Annotated in this window: 21 protein-coding genes and 2 pseudogenes; 14 read left to right on the top strand and 9 right to left on the bottom strand. The window is 70.6% G+C overall.

Features of this window, described 5'->3' with window-relative positions; all coding sequences use genetic code 11:
* Position 1 precedes the first annotated feature (1 nt).
* Positions 2-370, top strand: coding sequence for a hypothetical protein (locus tag DJ476_RS34425; RefSeq protein ID WP_162638670.1), 369 nt, complete (start codon positions 2-4; stop codon positions 368-370).
* A 132-nt stretch (positions 371-502) separates the two neighbouring features.
* Here DJ476_RS34425 and DJ476_RS11255 read toward each other — a convergent pair.
* The 5 genes and pseudogenes from DJ476_RS11255 to DJ476_RS11275 all read right to left on the bottom strand — a co-directional run bounded on the left by DJ476_RS11255 (position 503) and on the right by DJ476_RS11275 (position 5,077).
* Positions 503-1,767: pseudogene (locus DJ476_RS11255) on the bottom strand (tyrosine-type recombinase/integrase).
* The gene (locus DJ476_RS11260) at positions 1,764-1,949 is read right to left on the bottom strand and encodes a helix-turn-helix domain-containing protein (RefSeq protein ID WP_112490426.1); all 186 of its coding nucleotides are present in this window, start codon (positions 1,947-1,949) and stop codon (positions 1,764-1,766) included. Before DJ476_RS11260 ends, DJ476_RS11255 begins: the two are co-directional and overlap by 4 nt.
* A complete protein-coding gene (locus DJ476_RS11265) occupies positions 1,942-3,288 on the bottom strand; it encodes a replication initiator (protein ID WP_112490427.1) in 1,347 nt (448 codons plus the stop codon). Before DJ476_RS11265 ends, DJ476_RS11260 begins: the two co-directional genes overlap by 8 nt.
* Positions 3,289-3,422: 134 nt before the next feature.
* The gene (locus DJ476_RS11270) at positions 3,423-4,751 is read right to left on the bottom strand and encodes an FtsK/SpoIIIE domain-containing protein (protein WP_112490428.1); all 1,329 of its coding nucleotides are present in this window, start codon (positions 4,749-4,751) and stop codon (positions 3,423-3,425) included.
* Positions 4,751-5,077: an SCO3933 family regulatory protein gene (locus DJ476_RS11275; protein ID WP_246532017.1), complete on the bottom strand. Its 327-nt coding sequence runs from the start codon at positions 5,075-5,077 to the stop codon at positions 4,751-4,753. Before DJ476_RS11275 ends, DJ476_RS11270 begins: the two co-directional genes overlap by 1 nt.
* A 260-nt stretch (positions 5,078-5,337) precedes the next feature.
* Here DJ476_RS11275 and DJ476_RS11280 point away from each other — a divergent pair, with 260 nt between their 5' ends.
* A complete protein-coding gene (locus tag DJ476_RS11280) occupies positions 5,338-6,183 on the top strand; it encodes a GntR family transcriptional regulator (RefSeq protein WP_318294570.1) in 846 nt (281 codons plus the stop codon).
* Positions 6,184-6,253: 70 nt separating this feature from the next.
* On the opposite strand, the gene DJ476_RS11285 is transcribed toward DJ476_RS11280, so the two are convergent.
* Complete coding sequence (locus DJ476_RS11285; protein ID WP_043409952.1) at positions 6,254-6,976, bottom strand: GntR family transcriptional regulator; 723 nt, start codon at positions 6,974-6,976, stop codon at positions 6,254-6,256.
* Between the two features lie 155 nt (positions 6,977-7,131).
* On the opposite strand from DJ476_RS11285, the gene DJ476_RS11290 reads away from it, so the two are divergent.
* The 4 genes from DJ476_RS11290 to DJ476_RS34435 all read left to right on the top strand — a co-directional run bounded on the left by DJ476_RS11290 (position 7,132) and on the right by DJ476_RS34435 (position 9,081).
* Entirely contained in the window at positions 7,132-7,329 is a 198-nt protein-coding gene (locus tag DJ476_RS11290) for a hypothetical protein (RefSeq protein WP_046421954.1), read from the top strand.
* Complete coding sequence (locus DJ476_RS11295; RefSeq protein WP_112490431.1) at positions 7,326-7,556, top strand: DUF7848 domain-containing protein; 231 nt, start codon at positions 7,326-7,328, stop codon at positions 7,554-7,556. Before DJ476_RS11290 ends, DJ476_RS11295 begins: the two co-directional genes overlap by 4 nt.
* A gap of 709 nt (positions 7,557-8,265) precedes the next feature.
* On the top strand, positions 8,266-8,700 hold the full coding sequence (locus DJ476_RS34430; protein WP_162638672.1) for a restriction endonuclease fold toxin-2 domain-containing protein: 435 nt from the start codon (positions 8,266-8,268) through the stop codon (positions 8,698-8,700).
* Positions 8,701-8,715: 15 nt separating this feature from the next.
* Positions 8,716-9,081: a hypothetical protein gene (locus DJ476_RS34435; RefSeq protein WP_162638674.1), complete on the top strand. Its 366-nt coding sequence runs from the start codon at positions 8,716-8,718 to the stop codon at positions 9,079-9,081.
* A 144-nt stretch (positions 9,082-9,225) separates the two neighbouring features.
* Here the strand turns inward: DJ476_RS34435 and DJ476_RS36240 are convergent.
* Positions 9,226-10,300 (bottom strand): annotated as a pseudogene (locus DJ476_RS36240) (IS630 family transposase).
* 434 nt (positions 10,301-10,734) lie between these two features.
* Positions 10,735-11,118: a winged helix-turn-helix transcriptional regulator gene (locus tag DJ476_RS11315; protein ID WP_112490433.1), complete on the bottom strand. Its 384-nt coding sequence runs from the start codon at positions 11,116-11,118 to the stop codon at positions 10,735-10,737.
* A gap of 99 nt (positions 11,119-11,217) precedes the next feature.
* Here DJ476_RS11315 and DJ476_RS11320 point away from each other — a divergent pair, with 99 nt between their 5' ends.
* From DJ476_RS11320 to DJ476_RS11335, 4 genes are all read left to right on the top strand, one after another.
* Positions 11,218-12,045 (top strand): NAD(P)-dependent oxidoreductase, encoded by an 828-nt coding sequence (locus tag DJ476_RS11320; RefSeq protein WP_112490434.1) that lies wholly within the window; start codon positions 11,218-11,220, stop codon positions 12,043-12,045.
* Between the two features lie 188 nt (positions 12,046-12,233).
* Positions 12,234-13,049, top strand: coding sequence for an arylamine N-acetyltransferase family protein (locus DJ476_RS11325; protein WP_103416582.1), 816 nt, complete (start codon positions 12,234-12,236; stop codon positions 13,047-13,049).
* 277 nt (positions 13,050-13,326) lie between these two features.
* Positions 13,327-14,538 (top strand): pyridoxal phosphate-dependent aminotransferase, encoded by a 1,212-nt coding sequence (locus DJ476_RS11330; RefSeq protein ID WP_103416583.1) that lies wholly within the window; start codon positions 13,327-13,329, stop codon positions 14,536-14,538.
* Between the two features lie 112 nt (positions 14,539-14,650).
* Positions 14,651-15,061, top strand: coding sequence for an SCO4983 family protein (locus DJ476_RS11335; protein ID WP_112490435.1), 411 nt, complete (start codon positions 14,651-14,653; stop codon positions 15,059-15,061).
* A 176-nt stretch (positions 15,062-15,237) separates the two neighbouring features.
* On the opposite strand, the gene DJ476_RS11340 is transcribed toward DJ476_RS11335, so the two are convergent.
* Entirely contained in the window at positions 15,238-16,593 is a 1,356-nt protein-coding gene (locus tag DJ476_RS11340) for a hypothetical protein (RefSeq protein WP_112490436.1), read from the bottom strand.
* Positions 16,594-16,793: 200 nt separating this feature from the next.
* Between DJ476_RS11340 and DJ476_RS11345 the strand changes: the two genes are divergently transcribed.
* From DJ476_RS11345 to DJ476_RS11360, 4 genes are all read left to right on the top strand, one after another.
* Positions 16,794-17,930: a hypothetical protein gene (locus DJ476_RS11345; RefSeq protein ID WP_208853489.1), complete on the top strand. Its 1,137-nt coding sequence runs from the start codon at positions 16,794-16,796 to the stop codon at positions 17,928-17,930.
* A gap of 251 nt (positions 17,931-18,181) precedes the next feature.
* Positions 18,182-19,459, top strand: a complete 1,278-nt coding sequence (locus DJ476_RS11350) for a toxic anion resistance protein (protein WP_112490437.1) — start codon at positions 18,182-18,184, stop codon at positions 19,457-19,459.
* A complete protein-coding gene (locus tag DJ476_RS11355; RefSeq protein ID WP_318294577.1) occupies positions 19,456-21,243 on the top strand; it encodes a vWA domain-containing protein in 1,788 nt (595 codons plus the stop codon). Before DJ476_RS11350 ends, DJ476_RS11355 begins: the two co-directional genes overlap by 4 nt.
* On the top strand, positions 21,230-21,922 hold the full coding sequence (locus DJ476_RS11360) for a hypothetical protein (RefSeq protein ID WP_103416586.1): 693 nt from the start codon (positions 21,230-21,232) through the stop codon (positions 21,920-21,922). The genes DJ476_RS11355 and DJ476_RS11360 overlap by 14 nt, the downstream gene beginning before the upstream one ends.
* Positions 21,923-22,094: the final 172 nt, after the last annotated feature.

The raw sequence follows: 22,094 nt of genomic DNA on the forward strand, positions 1-22,094 counted from the left end.
CGTGAGACGTGCAGGATTCTATGGATCTGCTGAGGAAGTCTCCACCGCGGCGACCTCTGTCGAGCACCCCTGGGAGGCATTGGCGGCGCGCTATCTAGAAAAAGGGGAGGTTATTGTCGCCGCAAGCCAGTGGGTTGATGATCTACTGGATGTGAGTGCCAAGAGAATCTGCCAGTATTCAATTCGGACAGATGGCGCCTGGGTGTGGCCGAGCAGCCTGGTGTACTATGTGAGGCGATATCATGTGAAACTCCCCGCCGAGTTCCTCGATCACATGGCAGCAAATGATTGGATGGTGGGGGAATTGGAGGAGGCCGCGGTAGATGAAATCTATGAGCGGCTGGACGAGTTCACCGAATCCAGTCAATGAAAAGCGACGATAGAATCTGACCAGTCTCGACGCGCGGCTTTGCGGAGAGCGGGGCCCGTCAGATGCCAGAGGCCCCACCGGAGCATTCCGGTGGGGCCTCTGTGGTGCTTGACGGCAACGGTGACGGCAACGTCAGAAGACGACGGCAGCGCCGGGTGGGCTGTCAGGGGTGTCGCTGTCTCCGCTGAGGGCGCCGTCGAGTGTGTCGATGGCTTGGCGTTGGAGGCGAAGCCTTACGTGGGCGTAGACGCCGGCGGTGACGCCGATATGGGCGTGTCCGAGGAGTTCCTTGATCACGACGAGGTCGACGCCTTGCTCCAAGAGCAGCGTGGCAGTCGAGTGGCGGAGGTCGTGGAATCGGATACGCCGGAGTTCGGCGCGGTCGAGGAAGCTGCGGAAGCGGCGGGTGAGGTTGGCCGGGTCGAGAGGTGCGCCGGTCGGGGTGGAGAAGACGAGGCTGCTATCTCTCCAGTCCAGTCCTGCGGTCTCGCGTTCCTTGTCCTGCCGTTCCTTGTGTGCCTTGAGGTAGGGGATGCACTCAGTGGGGAGGGCGATGCGGCGTTCGGATGCTTGGGTCTTGGTGGGCAGGTGGGTGAGGCCGCCGGTGCGGGTGCGCTGGAGTGAGCGGCGGATGCTGGCCGCTCCGGTTGTGAGGTCGAGGTCTTCCCAGTGGAGGCCGAGGAGTTCGCCTTTGCGGAGTCCGGTTCGCAGGGCGAGTTCGTACAGCGCGTGCAGCCGGTCGGTGCGGGCCGCGTCGAGGAACTGGCGGGCCTCGGCTGCGGTGAGCGGACGGAAGCGCCTGGGCTGGTGCGTAATGGTCTTGACGTTGCGGGCGACGTTGCGGGGCAGTTCGTCTTCGCGGACGGCATGCTCCAGTGCCGATTTGAGCACCGAGTGCACGTAGGTCACGGTCAAAGGGGACAGCCGTTTCTGGCAGCACTCGCCGATGGCGCAGCACCTCTTCCGTTCGGTGTCCAGGCCCTGGGTGCAGCACTGGCAGGTGGCGCGGAGCCGGTCGAGGAAGGTACGCACGTCCTTGGCCGTGAGGCGGGCGACCTTCTTGGTGCCGAGTCCGGGGATGAGGTGGAGGCGGACGCAGGCGGCGTATCGGGTGTGGGTGTTCTCGCGGAGCCGGTGGATGGCGACGCTGCCGAGCCAGTAAGCGAGGTAGTCGCCGACGGTGCGGCGGTGGCGACGGGGAGGCCGCGGTTGCTGTCGGCGATCTTCTCGGCGAGCTTGTCGGCGGCTTCTCTACGGGTGGTGCCATAGACGCGGACGCGTTTGCGGGTGCCGTTGGCGGCGAGGACGTAGCCGGCGGCTTCCCAGCGGCCGTCCTTGCGCTGGTAGATGGTGCCTTCGCCGTTGGCGCGGGCCTTCTTGCGCTTGGGGGCGGTCATAGGGCGGCCTCTTCCAGGTGGCGTTGGACGTAGTCAGCGAGGGCGTGGGCGGGGATGCGGCGGGCGCGGCCGATGGTCAGCGAGGCCAGGCGGCGGGTGCGCAGGAGGTCGTAGAGGGCGGAGCGGCCGATCTTGAGTCGGGCCATGGCCTCGGGGACGGTGAGGAGTTCGTCGTCACGCACGAGTCGCTACCTCCTGTTCGCCCGTCGGGCCGCCGTCGATGAGTGCGGCGAGGCGTTCGAGGTCGGGGGTGAGGCCGGTGCCGTCGTAGGCCCAGTGGGCGAGGACGAGGGTGGTCGGGGAGGTCGGAGGGGTGTGGCGGCGGTGCCAGGCGGCGCGTGCGGCCCGGAGGGCGCCGAGGGTGGTGGAGTAGGCGCGGGTCTTGGTGGAGAAGTGGCCGCGGAAGCCGAGCATGTGGGCCCACTTGCGCAGGTTCAGGTGCTTGAGGTCGTCGCGGTTGCCGAGGGCCCAGGCGGTGCGGATCATGCGGGCGGCGTGCTCGGGTACGGACTCGAACCAGAGGTCGGTGATCCTCTTCAGCCGGTGGTCGAGGGTGCCGGTCGCGGCTTCGGTGCCCTTGGTGGCGTACTTGGCGACGTATCCGGCAACCTTGCCCTCGGTGATCGTGGTCCCGCCCTGGAAGGCCGTGGACCGGATGATCCTGGTGTCGATCTGCTTGCCGAAGGCGAAGGAGCGGGCACGGCCGTTGATCTCCGGTCCGTCAATGCGGGCACGGGTGGCCGCGAGCCGTATGGCATCGGCCAGAAGTTCGGGCGTGGCCCAGGTAGATGGCGGGGTGTAGCTGCCCGCGGGGCCGTCGAGGCGGATCACTGCGTGGAAGTGGATCAGCCCGCGCTGCTGGTACTCGGCGACCTTGGCGTACGAGACCCGGACGACCCTGGAGAGCAGGCGCTGCGGGACACCGGCTGCGGCGGCGATGGTGCGGCGCAGGTGGAGCATGAAGCGGGCCCACAGGGCGGGGGCGTGGGCGTTCCACAGCACCGCGCCGGTGTAGTCGTACCGCTCGGGGTCGAGCGGGGTGCCGAGGCGCGGGTCGCCTTTGGTGTGGGTGCGTCCGCAGCGGCAGCGGGCGGAGCCGTTGAGGCGTCGCCCGTGGACCGGCCCGAAGGAGGGTGCGGTGAGGGTGGCGAAGACGCGGGGGTGTGTGGCGACCTGGTCGGGGATGCTCTTGCCGCCGCGCAGGCCGGCGGCGATGAGGTGGTAGGTGTCCTGGCGGTAGAGCTCGGCGCAGGAGGGGCAGCGGGTGCTGCGGCGGTTGCCACAGCGGACCAGGAGGTGCCCGGCGGGCAGCTCCTTGGACTTCAGTTCGCGCAGGATCGCGCCGGTGAAGGCGTCGATCTCGGTGCGCTGGCCTTCGAGCCGGATCGGCCGGGCGCAGCCGCCGAGCGAGGACAGTTGCCGTACCAGGCCGAGCAGGTCGCGGTACCCGGTGAACGTGGGTAGCGCGGGTGCGGCCGGTTCGGGGTGGGGGATTGTGGTGGTGGGGTGGTGCGGTGGCATGCTGGCGGGACCTCTCTGCGCTGCGGCACACGTGTGCCGTGGATGGATGGGAGGGAGGCCCCGGCAGGGGCGAGGGTTTGGCGACTACACGCCCTTGCCGGGGATCGCTGCGAAGCGGGACCAGGAGGCGGCGGTCACGCGGCCTTGTCCAGGTCGATGTGGTCGGGCAGGTCGCGGACCTTGAGCCCTTCGGCGCACATGAGGTCGTTGATCTGCCAGCAGGCTTCGGTGGGCAGGTAGACCGAGCGCAACCGGACCGGGGTGCGCATGTCGCCGACGGAGGCGATCGAGACGCCCTGGGGCATGGTGCGGTCGGCGGCGGTGATGTCCAGTTCCCGGCCGTCGGGGAAGAGGTGCAGGAAGTCCTCGACGGTGTCGACGCGGTGGCAGATCCGGGCGGACAGGTTGGTCCGTACGGCGGTGGTGAGCACGTCGGCGGAGGGCTTCTGGGTGAGCAGCCACAGCCGGATGCCGAACTTGGCGCCCTGGCTGGCGATGGCCAGCAGCTCGGCCTCGAAGCGTTCGCGGGCCTTGCGGTCCGGGTGCCGGGTGTAGTTCGCGACCTCGTCGATCACCACGAGCAGTAGCGGCAGCTCGGGGCTGAAGTCGGTGATGCGGTCGGTGCGGCCGGACCAGAACAGCCGCTCCCGGCGCTGCATCTCCTCGCGCACCCAGCGCAGGATCTCGGTCGGCTCGTCGGGGTGGATGGCGTCGGAGACCTTGTAGGCGGTACGCCACCAGGGCGCGACGGCGCCGAGGTTGGGGTCGATCACGATCAGCCGCACGTCCCGCATGAGCGAGGCGTAGGCGAGCAGGGTGTTGACGGTGATCGACTTGCCGGAGCGGGTGAGGCCGGCGACGAGAGCGTGGGCGGAGTAGGCGAGGTTGAGCACGATGGGGGTGCCGTCTTCGTCCCAGCCGAGCAGTACGTCGTCGGTGGAGACGAACTGCCCCGGTCGGCAGACGGGGGAGCCGTCGGGACCGAGGAGTGGTGAGCGGATCACCGCCTCCAGCGGTTCCCGCCGGAAGCCGCGCGCCACGATCACTCCGGGTTTGGGCTGGGTGAGCCGGATGCGGCGCATGCCCCAGGCGTCGCACAGGCCCTCGCCAGCGTCCTGCCAGGCGCTCAGCCCGACCTGCGGCAGCGCGTCGGCGGTGACGGTGACGCCGAAGGCATCGGCGCGGGTGCGCAGGCGCGGCACCAGCACGCGCGGCTTGGTCGATTGCTCCTGCGGGCCGTACTGCTGGAGCACGGTCGGGGTGGCGTCCTTGACCGCCAGGCCGAGCATCGGGGCGAGCCGCTTCCAGCCCCACCGCAGCCGCCGCGCCTGCCGCAGGCTGACCCGGGTCTCGGCATCGGCCCGGTACCAGCGGGTGAAGCAGTACCCGGCCCAGCCCAGCAGTCCGAGCGCGCCGAGGACGACCACGGCCAGGAGCGCGGGTCCGAGGGGGCTGCCGGTCATCAGGCGCCCGCCTTGGCGGTGACGGCGTCGGCGCGCAGGGAGATGCCGTGGCGGTCCTTGCCGTTGATCTCGTTCTCCCATGCCGAGGCGACCAGGCCGGTGAAGACGACGGGCAGGCCGACCTTCAGGCCCTTGCCCAGGCCCGGCTCCGGGACCTTGACGGTGATCACTTCGGCGCGGCCGTTGAAGGCGAACATCACGTCCACCAGGTGCAGGTGGGCGCCGGTGGCCCGGTCGATCGCGGGCTGCTGGCCTTCGCGGTCCTTGAAGTGCGGCCGGGACTCGGAGGCCAGGATCACCAGGGCCGGAGTCTGGTCGATGGGCATGGTCTTCACGGCAAACCTCCAGGTAGAAGGGGTGCAAGTCACCCGTGTGGGTGATCGCGTGCCGCAACCCTACATTCATTCCATCCAAAGTCCATCCCTATTGAGTTCCATCCGTTCGTGGGGTGGTCCATCCATACGGCGGCTACTCTGACCCCGTGAGGCCGCTGAACTGGTGAAACGCGACAGGCAGCGAGCGGCCCGCAGTGGGTGGAATCGGACTGGGACCGGGGATGGACATGGCTGCTGCTGACGAAGCGCGCTTGACGTTCGAGCGCATCGCGGACGACCTCAGGCAGCAGATCCGGGACGGCGAACTGCGGCCCGGCCAGCTCCTGCCGACCCAGAGCCAGCTCATGCAGACCTACAAGGCGTCGAGCCTGACCGTGCAGAAGGCGATCCGGCTGCTCAGGAACGAGGGCTGGGTCATCGCCCGCCAGGGGCGCGGCACATTCGTCACGCGCTCGGCCGACTTCGAGGACGCCTTCGAGAAGGTCGCCGGCGATCTCACACAGCAGATCTACTCCGGCACTCTGGCTCCCGGCTCCCGGCTCCCGGCCCGCGAGGTCTTGGCGGAGCACTATGCGGTGCCGCTCAACGTGGTCACCAATGCCATCGCCCTGCTGGCCGGTAACTTCCTCCTGCGTTACCTCGGTGAGCTGCCCGCCGACGAGGTCTACGTACGCGACTGGGACGACCACGGCTTCGCCACCCAGCTCACCCACGGCCGCCTGGTCCGCAAGATCAGAGACGGCTCACTGGCCAGGGGCGCCACGGTCACCGTGGACGAGGTGGTCGACACAATCGGCGGCGACCCGGAATCCGCAGACCAGGCTCTGACCTTCCTCACTCTGGAGGGCAGGATGAAGAAGGCCCACCAGCGCAACGGCTCGATGGCGTATGTCGTCGTGGGGGGCGAGTTCGGCACAGAGGTACCGGTCGCGGTGCAGCCGGTGGACGAGCCGGACGAAGCGTCGGCTGCCCCGCCGAACGAGTTCCCGGCGGTGGCCGGAGTGGCGGATCTCGCCTACAAGCTGGAACGAGCCCTGGAGCGGATCGAGGAGCTGGAGGAGCGCGTCGAACGCCTCGAAGGCCGCGACACCAACTGAGGCGGGTACGTGAACGGCAGCGTCCCCGAAGGCCGCAGACTGGCCTTCGGGGACGCTTCGCGTGGATCGGTCAGGGCTGGTACTCGTAGCCGATGGTGAATCGAGGCGGCAGGCACCATTCCCCGTACTCGATGATCCCCTCCGCGTCCGACCAGCGGTGGGCGCCGGCCAGGATAGGGGAGCCGACCGGCAGCCCCAGCGCGCTCGCCTCTCGGGCATCGGCGGGACGGGCGTGCATGTCGTCGCGGGCGTGGGTGATCGTGCGCCCGGTGGCTTCCAGAACCCTGGCCGAGAGTCCGTGATTGCGGCCCGGGGCGGTGTTCAGCAGGTCCGGCACGAGGGCGGCGAACGGGGCCGGGTACCAGGTCACCGCGAACACGGTCCGGGTCTTGCCCCGTCCGGCCAGCCACTCGCGCCGAACCACCTGATCCCCGGCCTCCAGATCGAAGATCTCCGCCACGTACAGCGGCGGGATGATCAGCTCGGCGGCCGTCACCCGGCTCGTCTCCCCCTCGGCCAGGAACGACTTCACCCGCTGGACCCGGGCCAGCCGGTCCCGCGCCGACAGCGTCCAGCGAGGGTCATCGGCGACGTAGGTGCCCCGGGGGGTGGTGCGGATGAAGTTCTCCACCTGGAGAGCCTGCAAGGCGCGGGAGACGGTGGCGGCCGCGGCCTGCCACTGCCCGGCGATCTCCCGGTTGGTCGGCAGCTTGGCGCCCGGCTCAAGCTCTCCGGACAGGATGCGCTCCCGGAAGTGATCCGCGATCTTCGTGAACGTCTTGGGACTGGGCATAAGGCGTGCCCCTCAGTTGAGTTGACGTGCTGTCAGTGAGGGCACACTAGTGCACTACGAACCGTAGCGGGAGTGCTTCGGCCACTCGAATACTGAACTAGAGTACCGACCTGTCAAGAGGTCGGCCATGTGACGTTCGAGAGGTGGCGATGTGCATGACGGAGCCGACCAGATACTCCACCCAGCCGGTCGAACTCCCCTTGCGCCTGGAACTGGAGCCGACTCCCGTTGAAGGCTGCGCGGGCTGTACCGAACTGGCCAACGTACGCGACCGGGCCCGCGTGGTCGGAGACATGACCACCGTCAGCGACTGCAACGTCTACATGCGACGCCACCCGGAGGGTCACCAGTGAGCCCCCGCGCTATCTACCGGCACGTCGTTCACACCATCCGCCACGCGCCCGAAGGGGGCATCACCTACGAGGCGTTCTGCGTCACCGGCGGCTGCGGAGCCGAATCCGGACCGCACCCCCAGCAGGAAGCCGCACAGGACTGGGCACTCCGCCACACCGGACGCACCGGCCACGACCTGTTCAGACGCGTCTTCACCGACCATGCCAAGGTCACCCGAGCCGAGTAGAACCACCACCGCCAGCCGGAACAGGACCCACAACCCGCAGGCCATCGCACCAGGCCAGCAGCCCAGCCGAACGCTCAACCGACAGCCACGGCGTACCGCCGAAGCGGGATGCGTCCAAACTTTCTCTACGTCTTCAAGGCGACCCGCTGACGCGGGTCGCGCGCGGCGCGGTCGCCCACCCGGCCCGCTCTCGGCTCCGCCACCGCGGGCCGGCCAGCGACCAGGCCGCGCAGAGACAGCACAGCGGACAACCGGAAGCGCAGGGGGAGCCGGACGCGCCCGCACAGCGAACGCCAGGCCGACGGCGAGGCGACGGCGGGGAGTTGGTCGGGGCGTAGGCCCGGGGGTGGGGCCGGTCGGTTCCGTGGGCTTTACCCACCTCCCCGGGCCGGGGCCCGCGCCGGGCAAGGCCAGGGGGCCACTCGTTCAAATTCCGGGCAGGATCACAACCTGCCCGAGTTGCCGGGCCAGCGTACGGCCCCCTGACTATGCCCGACCCCAACCCGGGCAGGACACCGGCCAAAGCCCACTCCACCGCCCTCACGCGCGTAGCCGTCTGACGGCAACGCCGACGGCAACAGGGGCGCACAGCACGGCACTTCCACGCACACCCACGGACTGGCCGAATTCCGCTGACCTGCGAAAACGCAGATGACAGCACCTCAGCACGCACACGTACTATGTGCTGGCGGGGGCTACTCCGGTCCTGGTGCACAACACCAATACGGGCTGCCCGACGTCTTATGCGTTGTCGTTGAAAACTGGGGCTCCGAAGGGTAGCGGCGCGAATCAGGCCTACCAGATTAGGCAGGTTGGTTCGACCGAATATCATGCCACGGGTGGCGGTACACAAGTTTGGGCTGACGGTCTCGATATCAACACTTCCGAACTTCTGGATGCCAAGTATGTTGGCAATCCGGGGCGGAGTCCCTTTGTGCCGGGCGGGAAGGTCCCAGTATTTATCCAGGCAAAAATCGATGCCAAGATGGGCGATGAATTCTCACGGTACGCGGCGGTGATCAACGATCCTGGAAATCCATTGACGGGATTGCGCGTCATCACCAACGAGTCGGGGGCCGTGCCATACTTTAGGGGCCTGATGCAACAGCATGGGGTACCAGGCTCTGTCGTCTTGAGTCCATAGGAAAGGAGCAGGTCAGTGACGTACCTAGCCGTCTTTGAAGACCAGAGTCGTGGGGTTCGACGCTCGGATCTGATCGCGGCATTGGAGCGCGACTGGCCGACCGCTGTGATCCGTGAACACCAAGGATCACAGGAGTCCAGGGATGTGGTTTGGTCTTACGCAGAGGATAGCCAGGAGCTTGAGGGCTACTCCCATGTGGACGGAACTTGCATTTACCTCGATTCCCCCCTTGGTTTGGCCGCTAGGTTTGCGCTCTGGTTCCGAGGCTTGGTGCCCGCAGATATTGACCTGGTGTTCTGTGATGATGGGTATAGCTTCGGCGGGAGCATTGAGACGGGCATGAGCGTTGATGACGTGATCGCCATCGCCACTGTTTCCTGATATCTCTCCTCGTGACGTGATGGGAACATAGAGTCGCGTTTCTCTGCGAAACGCGGAGGCCCCACCGGATTGCTTTCCGGTGGGGCCTCCGCGGTGTCTGACGGCAGTAGTTGCCGCTGAGGTTGAAAGGGCGGGGTGCCGGGGCTACGGGGGCTCCAGTCCGAGTCCTGTCTCGGCTATGAAGCCGTTGAGGATTTGCGGTCGGCGTTGGATGGCGCGTAGGCGGTTCTTCAGGATCGGGGTCAGCTCGTCGATCGTGCGGGGTGCGAGGTTGGTCAGGGACTTCTTCAGGTGGGCCCACACGCCTTCGACAGGGTTGAGGTCGGGTGCGTAGGGCGGGAGCTTGATGATGGTCAGCCAGTCGCTGTTGCGTTCGCAGAACTCCCGCACCGCCTTGGCGTGGTGGGTGCTGGCGTTGTCCCACACCACGATCAGCGGGGCATCACCGAGTTGCCGGCGGGCAGAGGCCAGCAGGTCCGCGAACTCGCGGGCCCGGAAGCCCTTCTTCTCGCCGGTTCGGCCCCGGTATGTCTGCGTCCGGTAGATCAGACGGGTCTCACGCCCCGGTCTGACGCAGATCATCCCGGCCATCAGGACCCGGCCGGACCCCTTGCCCGTGACTCTGACCACCGGCGTCCGCCCGCGCCGTGACCAGGTCCGGCCTTTGCCGGGTTTCGGGTCCTGCCCGGCCTCGTCCTCGAAGACTATCCACGCGCCCAGGAGCTGGGCCGTCCTCTTACCCGTGACCACTGCTCCGTCCGCCACGCGGCGACGGCCTCTTCGTTCCGCTCGACCGCCCGGTGCGCGGGGACCTGCGGTGACCAGCCCAGCCGGTGCAGCAGATACGACACCCCGCGCGGGGTGTACCGGTGCCCGAACAGGCGGTGGATCAGTTCCGCGACCCTCGCCAGGGTCCACCGCTGGTCCTCCAGCCAGCCGTGCGCCGCCGGTCCCGCCTCCAGCTCGGCCTGCAGCTGTTCTGCCTGGGCATCGTCGAGTCGGCACGGAAAGCCGCCGGCCCCTTGGAGGCCAGGGCCGCGCTCCCGCCCTGGCGCCAGGCGGTGTGCCAGGCGTAGGCCGACTCCCGCGACACCCGTAACCTGCGGGCCACCTCCGGCGGCCGCACCCCCTGCCCGAACATCTCCGCGGCCTCAAAGCGCACCGCTTCACGCTTCGCCCGCCCCGCAGCGGTCAGCCCGCCACCATCCGCATACCTCATGACGAGGATGTAGCACCGCCAACGCCCTATGTCACCCCACCCGTTCAACCTCAGCGGCAACAATGACGGCAACGTCAGCGGACGATGCCTGTGGCGGGTGGGTCGTCAGGATCCTCGCCCTCGACGTCGGCGGTTACGCCAATCTGGGCGTGCCCCAGCAGCTCCTTGGTCACGATGAGATCGCCTCCTCCTGTTCCTGGAGCCAGGAACAGGAGGAGGGTCTAGCGGCAGAGGCACTCGCCTTCTGCGGAGTCTGGTGCGCAGCGCAAGTGCGTACAGCGCGCGGGAGCCGGTCGGCGCGGGCTGCGTCGAGGGGCTGGCGGGTCCCGGCTGCGGTGAGCAGAGGGAAGCACAGGGCACAACCGTCATCCTCGATCACGCGCCGACATGAGAATGGTGTTCGGCATACGTACGCCTTCCTGGGTGCCTCGCCATCACGGGCGACCGTCTCCAGCCGCGCCCCCGCTCTCGGCCGCGCCCCCGCCCCCACCTCCCGGATACACGTGCTCGCGCCCCCAGTCCCCCAGCGGCCCCAGCGCCGTGTTCAGTGCGACGCCTCGCGGGGTGAGCGAGTACTCCACCCTCGGCGGCACTTCGGCGTACTCCTCTCGGTGCACGATGCCGTCGTCCTCCAGCTCCTTGAGGTGCGCGGTGAGCACCTTCTCGGTCACGCCGGGGACGGCCCGGCGCAATTCACCGAAGCGGTAAGTCCTTTCGGCCAGGGCCCACAGGATGAGCACCTTCCACTTGCCGCCGATCACATCCATCGCGGCGTCGATCCCGCAGACATACGCCCCCGGCCTCCGTACCGCCCTCATCGCGACACCCTCCCCCCGCCTGGTCACTCACCACCGGGTAACCACCCACTCGCAAGTGCGTACTTGAGCGGTCCCAGCCCTTCGACCAGCCTAATCCGCATGTCCGACAACGCATCAGCACCGACCGCACCGGCCTCCCCCACCCCGCTCACCCTGCTCGGCCTCGGCGCCATGGGCGCCGCGCTCGCCCGTACCTGGCTCGCCGCCGGGCACCCCCTCACCGTCTGGAACCGCAGCCCCGGCCGCAGCGCCGAACTCGCCCTCCGGGGCGCGCGGGTGGCGGACAGCGCGGCCGAGGCGGTGGCCGCGAGCCCGCTCGTCGTCACCTGTCTGCTCGACGACGCCTCGGTCCGGGAGGCGCTGGCCGACGCCGGCCTGACCGGCAAGGACCTGGTCGACCTCACCACCTCCACCCCGGCCGAGTCCCGCGCCCGGGCAGCCTGGGCGGCGGGGCGCGGCGCCCGATTCCTGGACGGCGGGATCATGGCCGTACCGCCGATGATCGGTGCGCCCGAGGCGGGCGGCTACATCCTCTACAGCGGGCCGCGCGCCCTCTTCGACCAGCACCGCGAGGTGCTCGGCGTACCGGCGGAGACCCGTTACGTGGGTGAGGACTTCGGGCTGGCCGCGCTCTACGACGTGGCGCTGCTGAGCGCGATGACCGCCATGTTCGCGGGGGCCCGGCACGCGTTCGCGCTGGTGGAGGGGGCGGGGATCGACCGGAAGGAGTTCGGCGGGCTGGTGGCCGGCTGGCTCACGGCGATGGCCCCGTCGACGGCGGCGTACGGCGACCCGGCGGCGCCCGAGGACACGACTAGCCCGGCCGTGGTGGAGGCCGGGGACGCGGCTCTGCTCCGTACGGCCCGGGAACAGGGCGTGGAGACGGCCCTGCTGGAAGCGGCGGCGGGCTCGGTGACCGGCCTCTGACCGGCGCCGACGGGTCGGCAGGACGGGCCCGGCGAGGCTCAGCCCGGCGTCGGCACAGTCCGCGCCACCAGGGCCGCTGGGCTCGGGACCGGCGCCGACGGGGCGTGCCCGGTGGGCCGTCGGCGGCACGCGGCACGGGTCCGGTGAGCCTGAGACGTGGCCCGGCCCCGGCTGCGTACGGTCGGGGTATGACACTCGACCTCGACGCCTATTTCGCCAGGATCGGCTGGTCCGGGGAGCCCCGGCCCACGGTGGAGGTGCTGCGGTCCCTGCACCGCGCGCACGCCCTGGGCATCCCGTTCGAGAACCTGGACGCGGTGCTCGGATCGGCGCCCTCGCTGGACCTGGCCGACCTGGAGGCCAAGCTCGTCCGCGGCGGGCGGGGCGGTTACTGCTACGAGCACAACACCGTCCTCGCCACCGCCCTGCGCCAGCTCGGCTTCACGGTGACGTTCCTGGCCGCCCGGGTGGTCCTGGGCGCCGCGCCCGGCGACATCCGCCCGCGCAGCCACATACTGCTGCGGGTGGACGTGCCGGGCGCGGCGACCCCGTACATCGCCGATGTCGGGTTCGGGGACGTCGGCGCGCTCCTGGAGCCGATCGAGCTGGTGCCGGGCGCGGAGCTGCACGACGCCCCACGCCGCCACCGGCTCGTCACCGTGGCGCACGACGGGCCGCTGGAGATGTGGGAGCTGCTGGCGGAGCAGGGCGGGAGCTGGGAGCCGCAGTACACGTTCACGCTGGAGCCGTTCGAGTCCCCGGACTTCGAGATGATCAACTGGTACGTGGCGACGAGCCCGCGCTCACCGTTCCAGCAGGCGGTCTACGTGCGGCGCACCCTGCCCGACGCCTCCCACCTGGCGCTCGCCGGGCTGGACCTGGTCGAGCGGGCCGAGGACGGCACGGTCAAGGAGCGGCTGCTGTCGGGCCGTGACGAGGTGGTGCGGGTGCTCCGGGACGACTTCGGCATCCGCGTACCGGAGGGTGCCGAGCTGCCGGCGTAGGCGCGTACCGGCGGACCGGACGTACGGACACGCCCCCCTTCGCCCGTCTCCACCGTCGGCAGGGCGCTGTGTCACCGCCCGCGTGGCGCATCTCACCCGCGCGGGCCGCTCACGCCCCATTCCAAGCCGCGGCGCCGCCCTCACCGGTCCTTCCCACGGTCCGGGGCCGGGGCGGCCTTGGCGTTGGAAGTCGGAGCGCGGCGGCGGGCGGGGCCGGGGTCCCGAGAACGGCGCAATCTCCGCGCACCGCGCGAAACGCGGCCGTAAGCTCGCGGACATGCAGGTCATCCAGTCCACCAAGCTCGCCAACGTCTGCTACGAGATCCGGGGCCCCGTGCTGGAGGAGGCGATGCGGCTCGAAGCGGCCGGTCAGCGCATCCTCAAGCTCAACACGGGCAACCCGGCCGCGTTCGGGTTCGAGTGCCCGCCGGAGATCCTCGAGGACATCCTCCGGAACCTCTCGGGCGCGCACGGTTACGGGGACGCGAAGGGGCTGCTGTCGGCGCGGCGCGCGGTGGTGCAGCACTACCAGACCAAGGGGATCGACCTCGACGTCGAGGACATCTACCTGGGCAACGGCGTCTCCGAGCTGATCCAGATGTCGATGCAGGCCCTGCTCGACGACGGTGACGAGGTCCTCGTACCGGCTCCGGACTACCCCCTGTGGACGGCCTCGGTCGCGCTGGCGGGCGGGACGGCGGTGCACTACCGGTGCGACGAGCAGGCCGACTGGATGCCGGACCTGGCGGACATCGAGCGGAAGATCACCGACCGCACCAAGGCCCTGGTGATCATCAACCCGAACAACCCGACCGGCGCGGTGTACGACGACGAGATGCTGCGCGGTCTCACCGAGATCGCCCGCCGCCACAACCTGATCGTCTGCTCCGACGAGATCTACGACCGGATCCTGTACGACGGTGCCACCCACACCCCGACGGCGGCGCTGGCCCCCGATCTGATGGTGCTGACGTTCAACGGGCTCTCGAAGAACTACCGGGTGGCCGGATACCGCTCCGGCTGGCTGGCGGTCTGCGGCCCGAAGGCGCACGCCACCTCGTACATCGAGGGGCTGACGATCCTGGCCAACATGCGGCTCTGCGCCAACATGCCCTCCCAGCACGCGGTGGCCACCGCGCTCGGCGGCCGGCAGTCGATCGAGGACCTGGTGCTGCCGGGCGGCCGGATCCTGGAGCAGCGGGACGTGGCGTACGACCTGCTGACCTCGATCCCCGGGGTGACCTGCGTGAAGCCGAAGGGGGCCCTGTACCTCTTCCCCCGGCTCGACCCGAAGGTCTACAAGATCAAGGACGACCGGCAGATGGTGCTGGACCTGCTGCGGGCCGAGAAGATCATGGTCGTGCAGGGGACCGGGTTCAACTGGCCGGAGCCCGATCACTTCCGCATCGTGACGCTGCCCGCGACGGAGGAGCTGCGGGACGCCGTGACCCGGATCGGCTCGTTCCTGGACGGTTACGGGCAGCCGTAGGGCAGACACCTCAAGGACGGAGGGCCGGATGCCGGACCGGATTTCAGATCGAGCGTAAACTTAGACTCGATCCAATGTAGGATGGATATCCAGCATCACCGGGAGGCCATCCATGTACGAGCCGATCCGCACCCCCTCGGTCCACAGCCCGGCCGACGACGCGGACTTTCCGCACCGCAGCCGCGAGGAGGAGCTGGACATCCAGCTGGCCGGGCACCTCGCCGCCCTCCTCGCGGTCACCGACGAACTGGGCCTCGGCGCGGCGGGCGACCGCATCGCCGAGCAGGTGGCGCGGCTGCGCGGCGCTCCGCCCGCCCGGCACGCCGCCCTGACCGACGCCGCCCCGGTGGCCCTGCACCGCCGCGCCCACGCCCTGGCGGGCCGCGCGCTGGTGGTGGCGGCGTCCCGCGCCGACACGACCGCGGCCATCCTCTCCGCGCAGCGGATGGACGCCCACACCGAGGCCCTCGCCTCGGCCCCCGCCGACACCGCCGCCTCCGGGCAGCTTGTCGGCGCCCACTGACGGCCCCGGTCCGCGTGCCGGCAGGGCGCGCGGACCGGGCGCCACGTTTACGGTTGCCTGGCCCCGTTCCCTGGTCCCGGTTGCCTCGCCTCCGTTGTCTGGCCCCGATATTCGGGCTCCGTTGCCTGGTCTCGGTTCTCCACCCTCCGTGCTCCGTGTTCCGCCCTCCGGCCGGATCAGCCCGCGTCCCCCAGCAGCCCCGAGGCCTCGCGGAGGTCGTCCAGTGCCGGGCCGAACTCCCGGGCCGCCAGGCGAAAGGCCGACCGGTCCATCAGGACGTCGGCCAGGGCCCTCCTTCCCTCGGCCGAGCGGTGCCGGGCCAGGCCTCGGGCCAGGTCCACCCCCTCGTCGAACAGGTGCCGCGTCCGCTCCGCGAACAGATGGGTGAGGGACTCCGCGTGGACGGCTGAGCGTACGGTGAGGACGCGATGCAGCCGGACCTGTTCGGCGCACGGTCCGTCCGGGTCCTCGGCCGCCCGTGCGGCGAGCGCGTCGACCTCTTCCCGCAGGGCTGTACGGCTGTCGAAATAGCGCTGCCCGACGTCCGGGGACCAGTTCCGAGGTTGCACTCCCAGCGCCGGACGCGGCCCGCCGGACGCCGGGCGCTCACCTGGCGCGGGACGCCCACCGGACGCCGGGCGCTCGCTGTCCGCGCCCGAGAGGGACAACAGAACCACCCAGAACGACGTCTGATAGCCGCTCCACGACCGGCGCTCACCGGTGGTGGCCAGCTCCGTCAGCACGGCCCGCGCCTCCTTGCGTACGGCGGCTGCCGGCTCACCCCTGCCCCAGGTGTCGAGCATCCGCGCGTACCCGATCAGCGCGTGGGCGTGGCAGACCACCGGCCCCCGGTCGGCCGCGGCCTCGGCCGCTTCCATGGTGACGAGCCCCTCGAACGCGGCAAGTGCCTCATCCGCGCGGCCCGCGTCATGGAGAGCGCCGATCCACTCCAGGAGCAGCCAGGCGAGAGTGCCCTCACCGGGCCCGTCCGGCAGCCTCACGGCGACCAACTCACCGAGCAGTTCCGCTGCTTCGGCACAACGGCCTTCCTCGGAGAGGCCGGCGGCCCACTCCCTCACCCCCTGGCTCACCGGACCACCGTCCGCCGCGGCCTGCGCACGGCCGATAGCCAGCATCTCGGCGCGCAGGGCCAGCCCTTCGGCGCGCCTGCCCATGGCGTACAGATTCCTCTGGCAGAAGTCGAGTGCCTGGTAGAGGAGTTCCGCACGTCCAGGTTCGGCCGGGTCGACGGCCCGCGCCGCGGCCACCGCTTCCTCCAGCAACGCGAGGCGTGCCGCAGGCCGTTCACGGTACCCGGACCCGGGGCAGCCGCACCTGCCGGAGCCATGGCCCCGTTCGTGGCTCAGGTCGTGCAGTGCCCGGACCAGGCGGGGCAGATAGGCGGTGGGGCCGACCCGGGCGAGCACCCGGTAGGCGTCGACTTCCTCGTACGGCGTGCGGCGACCCGATGCGAGAAGGATGGTCCGCGCCCGCGTGATGTCGTCCTGATCAACTGTCCCCGTGATGTCCATGGCGGAGATTCTGGGCGCCGCCGAGGTGGCCGAACAAGGCATGGAGCCTGTGCCGTCCGTCCTACGAAAACCCCCTCTGACCTGTCATGATGGAGATGTCATCGCCTCTCCGGCCGCAACCTCCCGAGGGTCCTTCCCGCCCCTCCGTTGCGTACTGGGATAGCCGCTTCATCTCCCGTCCACCCAACTCGGCCAGGAATGTGGGCTTCCGGGCGCACGCTGCGTACGTGAGACGCATCGTGGGAATCGTCCTGGCGGTCCTGCTGATCGGCGGCGTGGCGGCGGCCGTCGTGGCAGGCCGTGACAGAGACGGCGACGGCAGCAGTGGCACGGCAGCGACGACCGTGCGTGGAGTGATCGGGTCGGAGAAGGCCGAGTTCTTCGCCGACCCCGACACGGTGAAGGCCCTCGCCGCCCGGGGCATCACCGTCAAGGCCGAGACATCCGGCTCCTGGGCCATGGATCAACTCTCCCTGGAAGGACAGGACTTCGCCTTCCCCAGCTCCAAGGCGCCGGCCGACGAGCTGCGCCGCAGGTCCGCCGTCGAGGGCGGTCCGCTGCGGCCCTTCTACTCACCGCTCGTCGTCGTGGCCCACCGCAACGCGGCCGAGGTCCTCGCCGCCAACGGCCTCGCCCGGCTGAAGACCGACGGCACCTCCAGCTTCGCCACCCGGGGCACGCTGCTCATGGGCCCCTACCTCAAGGCGGCCGAGGCGGACCGGACCTGGCAGCAGCTCGAAGGGGCCTCCGGGCACGCCGAGTTGAGCGGCACGCTCTTCATCACGAGCACCGACCCCGTCTCGTCCAACTCCGGCGCCCTCTACCTCGCCGCCGCCTCGTACGTCGCCGACGGCGGCCGGGTCGCGGCGGACCGCGCGGCCGTGGACCGTACGGCGGTGCTCATGCGGAAGCTGGTCCAGGTGCAGGGGGCCCAGCAGACCAGCAGCGACGCCCCGTTCCGGGACTTCATCAGCGGGGTCGGCAACCCGCTGGTGCTGGTCTACGAGTCGCAGGTGGCCTCCCTCCTGACCCACAGCAAACGGCAGGAGATCGGGGACCTCGTCGTGCTCTACCCGGACACCACGGTCTCCAGCGACCACACCCTGGTCCCCCTGACGGCGGCGGGCCGACAACTGGGCGAACTGCTCTCCACCGACCCGCGGTTGCGGGAGCTGGCCGTACGCCACGGCTTCCGCCCGCAGGGCGCGGCGGCCGAGTTCACCGCCGCCACCGCGGCCCACACCGACTACATCGACCAGCAGCTGACCGGCGTACGCCAGGCACCCGTGCCCACCGCCGAGGTGCTGCGCACGATGGCCGAACGGGCCCGCGGCTGATGCGCCGGGCTGCCGCCGTACGGAGGCCGGGGCCCGGGGCCACGGCCCCGCCGGGCCGGGCGCTCCCGGCACCCCGTACCGCCACACCCGGCCCGATGCTTCCGGCCCCTCGCGCCGCCGCGCCCGCGCAAGCCCCGACGGCCACGGCGCCCCGGCCGGCCGTACCGGCCCCGCCCGCCACCGCCGCACCCCACCCGGCTTCCCCATCCCCCGCGTGCCCCGAGGCACCCGCAGCCCAGGAGACGTGACCCATGCCCCAGGACCCCAGAACCCCCTACGCGAGACCGCAGGAAGCAGGCGCCCCGCGGGAGGCAGGCGGGCCGCAGGACGCGAGGCCCCACGGCGTCGGGTCCCTGGACCCGCCGGCCGCGCCGCTCGTGCTCACCCCGCCCGAGCCCGTCGCCCCCGTCCGGGCCGAGCAGGCCGCCGGGCTCGTCCCGGTGGAGGGCGCGGTGCGGGAGGAGATGGTGCGGCGGGCGGAGGAGTACGTGGGGTCGCTCGCCGGACTCGACGCCCGGTCACCGGAGTTCACCTCCCGGATCGGCGAGATCGCCGCGCTCGGGCAGGGCGACATCCGCAGCGCCGCCCAGCAGTCCAACCGGATGCTGGACCGCACCGTCCGCTCGCTGGCCTCCGGTGAGGGCGACGCGCCCGCCCGGGTCGGGGCCTCGCTGGTCGAACTGCGGCGCACGGTCCAGGATCTCGACCCGGGCGACACCCCGGTACGCGGCGCCCGGCGGCTGCTGTCCCGGCTGCCCGGCGCGAACCGGTTCCGCGACCACGTGGCCAAGTACGCCTCGGCGCAAGGCACCTTGAACCGGATTGTCGGCTCCCTCCGCAGCGGCCAGGACGAACTGCGACGCGACAACGCCGCGTTGCACACCGAACGCACCCGGCTCTGGGAGTCGATGGGCAAACTCCAGGAGTACGCGGTCCTCACCGAGGCCCTCGACGAGGTCGTGGCCCGCCGCATCGCGGAGACCGAGCTCACCGACCCCGTACAGGCGGACGCGCTCCGTGCCGACGTCCTCTTCTCGGTCCGGCAGAAGCACCAGGACCTGCTGACCCAACTGGCCGTCTGCGCGCAGGGATACCTGGCAATGGACGTCGTACGGCGCAACAACGACGAGCTGATCAAGGGCGTCGACCGGGCCGCGACCACCACGGTCTCGGCGCTGCGCATCGCGGTGATGCTCGCCTCGGCGCTGGAGAACCAGCGGCGGGTCACCGAGCAGGTGCAGGTGCTGCGTTCCACCACGGAGGAGCTGATCCGGGGCAACGCGGAGATGCTGGCCACCCAGAGCGGCGAGATCCAGCGCATCGCGGCCGACCCGGCGGTGGGCGCGGAGACGCTGCGTACGGCGTTCCACCAGATCTACCGGACGCTGGACGCCATCGACACGTACAAGGTGCGGGCGACGGAGTCCATGGCCGCCACCGTTGAGGCGCTCACCGCCGAACTCCAGGAGGCGAGCGCCCGGTTGGAGCGGGGGCGTGCGTCCGGCCCGTTGGACGGCGGCCTCGCATGAGCCATCTCCCCCAGGGACACATGCGCCGCCTCTCGTGGACGCGCACGAACCGGTCCTCGCAGGACCGCAACCATCAGTCCTCCCGCACCGACGCGCCCCGCAGGCCCCCGCGCCGCGCCTTCGCGCCCCTGCTCGCCTTCACCGCGGCCCTCGCCGTCCTCCTCCCGCTCGCCGCCTGTACGCCGGACCCGGCAGGCCCGGCTCCGGAGCCCGCCGATGACGGGCGGCCGCGCTCCGGCACTGTCCGGGTCCTCGCCTCCAGCGAACTCGCGGACATGGAGCCCCTGTTGGAGGAGGCACGCAAGGCGACCGGGATCACCGTGCGGCCCACCTGGACGGGCACCCTGGACGCCGTAGAGCGGCTGGCCTCGGGGAAGGCGGACGGGGCGTTCGACGCGGTGTGGCTGTCGTCCAACGACTATCTGCGGCTGAACCCGGAGGCCGCCCGCCGCGTCACCTCCGAGACCCCGCTGATGACCTCGCCGGTCGCCCTGGGCGTACGGCCCGCGACGGTGCGGCGGCTCGGCTGGGACCCGGAGCGGGTCAGCTGGGCCCAGGTCCACCGGGCGGTGGCGGACGGGAAGCTCACGTATGGGATGACCGACCCCAAGCGCTCCAACTCCGGCTTCTCCGCGCTCATTTCGGTGGCCTCCGGACTGTCGGGCGCGCAGGCGGCGCTGACCGACGCGGATGTCCGCACGGCGACCCCCAAGCTGAAGGAGTTCTTCGCGGGGCAGCGGCTGACCTCCGGCTCCTCGGGCTGGCTGGCCACCGCGTACACCCGGCGCTCCACCGTGGACGCGCTGATCAACTACGAGTCGGTGCTGCTCTCCCTCGCCCGGGACACCGGCGCCGGTACCAGCACCGACCCCGCCGAGACCCCGGCCGACGCCGACACCGAAAGCCGCACCGGCAGGGACACCCGCACCGGCACCGACCTGACCGTCATCCGCCCCCGCGACGGCGTCGTGACCGCCGACTACCCGCTCTCCACGCTCACCGACGCCACCCCCGAGGCCAAGGACGCGGTACGGGCCCTGACCGAGCACTTCCGCTCCCCCGCCGTCCAGCGCGAGATCACCGAGCGGACCCTGCGCCGCCCGGTCGTGGCCTCCGCGCGCCCCGCCGAGCCGCTCTCCCCCGAGCCCCGCCGCGAACTCCCCTTCCCCGGCTCGCGATCGGTCGCGGACGGGCTGCTCTCCGCCTACGAGCACCAGCTCCGGCGCCCCTCGCGCACGGTGTACGTCCTGGACACCTCGGGGTCGATGAAGGGGAAGCGACTGGAGCAGCTCAAGTCCGCACTGACCGGTCTGACCGGCGACTTCCGGCAGCGCGAGGAGGTCACCCTGCTGCCGTTCGGGTCGGCGGTGAAGCGGGTCCGTACCCACACGGTCGATCCGGCGGACCCGGCGGCCGGACCCGCCGCGATCCGGGCGGACACGGCCGCGCTGACGGCGGAGGGGAACACGGCGATCTACTCGTCGCTGGCCGCCGCGTACGACCATCTCGGCCCGGACACCGACTCGGCGTTCACCTCCATCGTGCTGATGACGGACGGCGAGAACACGGCGGGCCGGTCGGCGGCCGACTTCACCTCGTTCTACCGGTCCCTGCCGCCCGCCCGGCAGATCACCCCGGTCTTCCCGGTCGTCTTCGGGGACTCCGACCGCTCGGAGCTGGACCGGATCGCCGCCCTGACCGGTGGCCGGCTCTTCGACGGCACGAAGGAGCACGGACCCGGTTCGCTGGAGGGGGCGTTCGAGGAGATCCGTGGCTACCAGTAGACCGACGAAGGCCACCGCGGGAAGCCGGGCGGGCCAGGCGAACCGGACGGACCGGGCGCTCGCCTACCTCGAATCCGCGAAGAACCTCACCGGCAGCGCCTGCGCCCTCGGCGGACTCGCCCTCACCTTCACCGGGTTGGCAGGCGCGTACTGGCCGGTGGTGGTCGCCGGGCTGTACGGGGCGGGCGCGCTGATCGCACCGCCGACCCGCCCACCGGCACCGCGATTCCCCGACCCCACCTCCCGGCTGGACGGGCTGCGCAAGGACTTCACCACCCTCCGGGAGTATCTGACGCAGGTGGACCTGCCACCGGCCGCCACCGAACGGCTCGACTCGCTACGGGAGTTGCTGGACGGACTCCTGACTCCGGGCTGGGTCTCCGAGGCGCTGGCGCAGGACCCGGAAGGCATCCACGTACTGGTCCGTGCGGTGCACCGGGACCTCCCGGAGTCCGTGGACACCTACGTACGGACTCGATGGTGGACCCGGATCGCCCCGGGCCGGCAGGACCCCGAGGAGCAGCTGATGCGCCAACTCGCCCTGCTGCACGGGGAGGTCGAGGAGCTGGTGGCGGGGTTGCGGGAGGCGGAGGAGATCCGCCAGCAGACGCACACCCGCTATCTGGAGGACCGGGGCGCGGAGAACACGTACGGAACGGGGACGGTCCCCGGAACCTGAGGGGGTTCCGGGGACCGGCAGGGCGTCCTTGGTCGGGGACTCCCTGAGGGGCTGTCGTCTCCGACAGTCCCCGTTCCGCGGCGGGTCGTCGTACCCACAGGTCAGGGCGGATGTCCGATGGACCCGGCCGCGGGGCTCAGAGGGCGGGACTCCGGAGACCGGAGTCCCAGGC

Origin of the sequence: Streptomyces bacillaris, from assembly GCF_003268675.1 — a bacterium.
In the GTDB taxonomy this organism is placed as follows: domain Bacteria; phylum Actinomycetota; class Actinomycetes; order Streptomycetales; family Streptomycetaceae; genus Streptomyces; species Streptomyces bacillaris.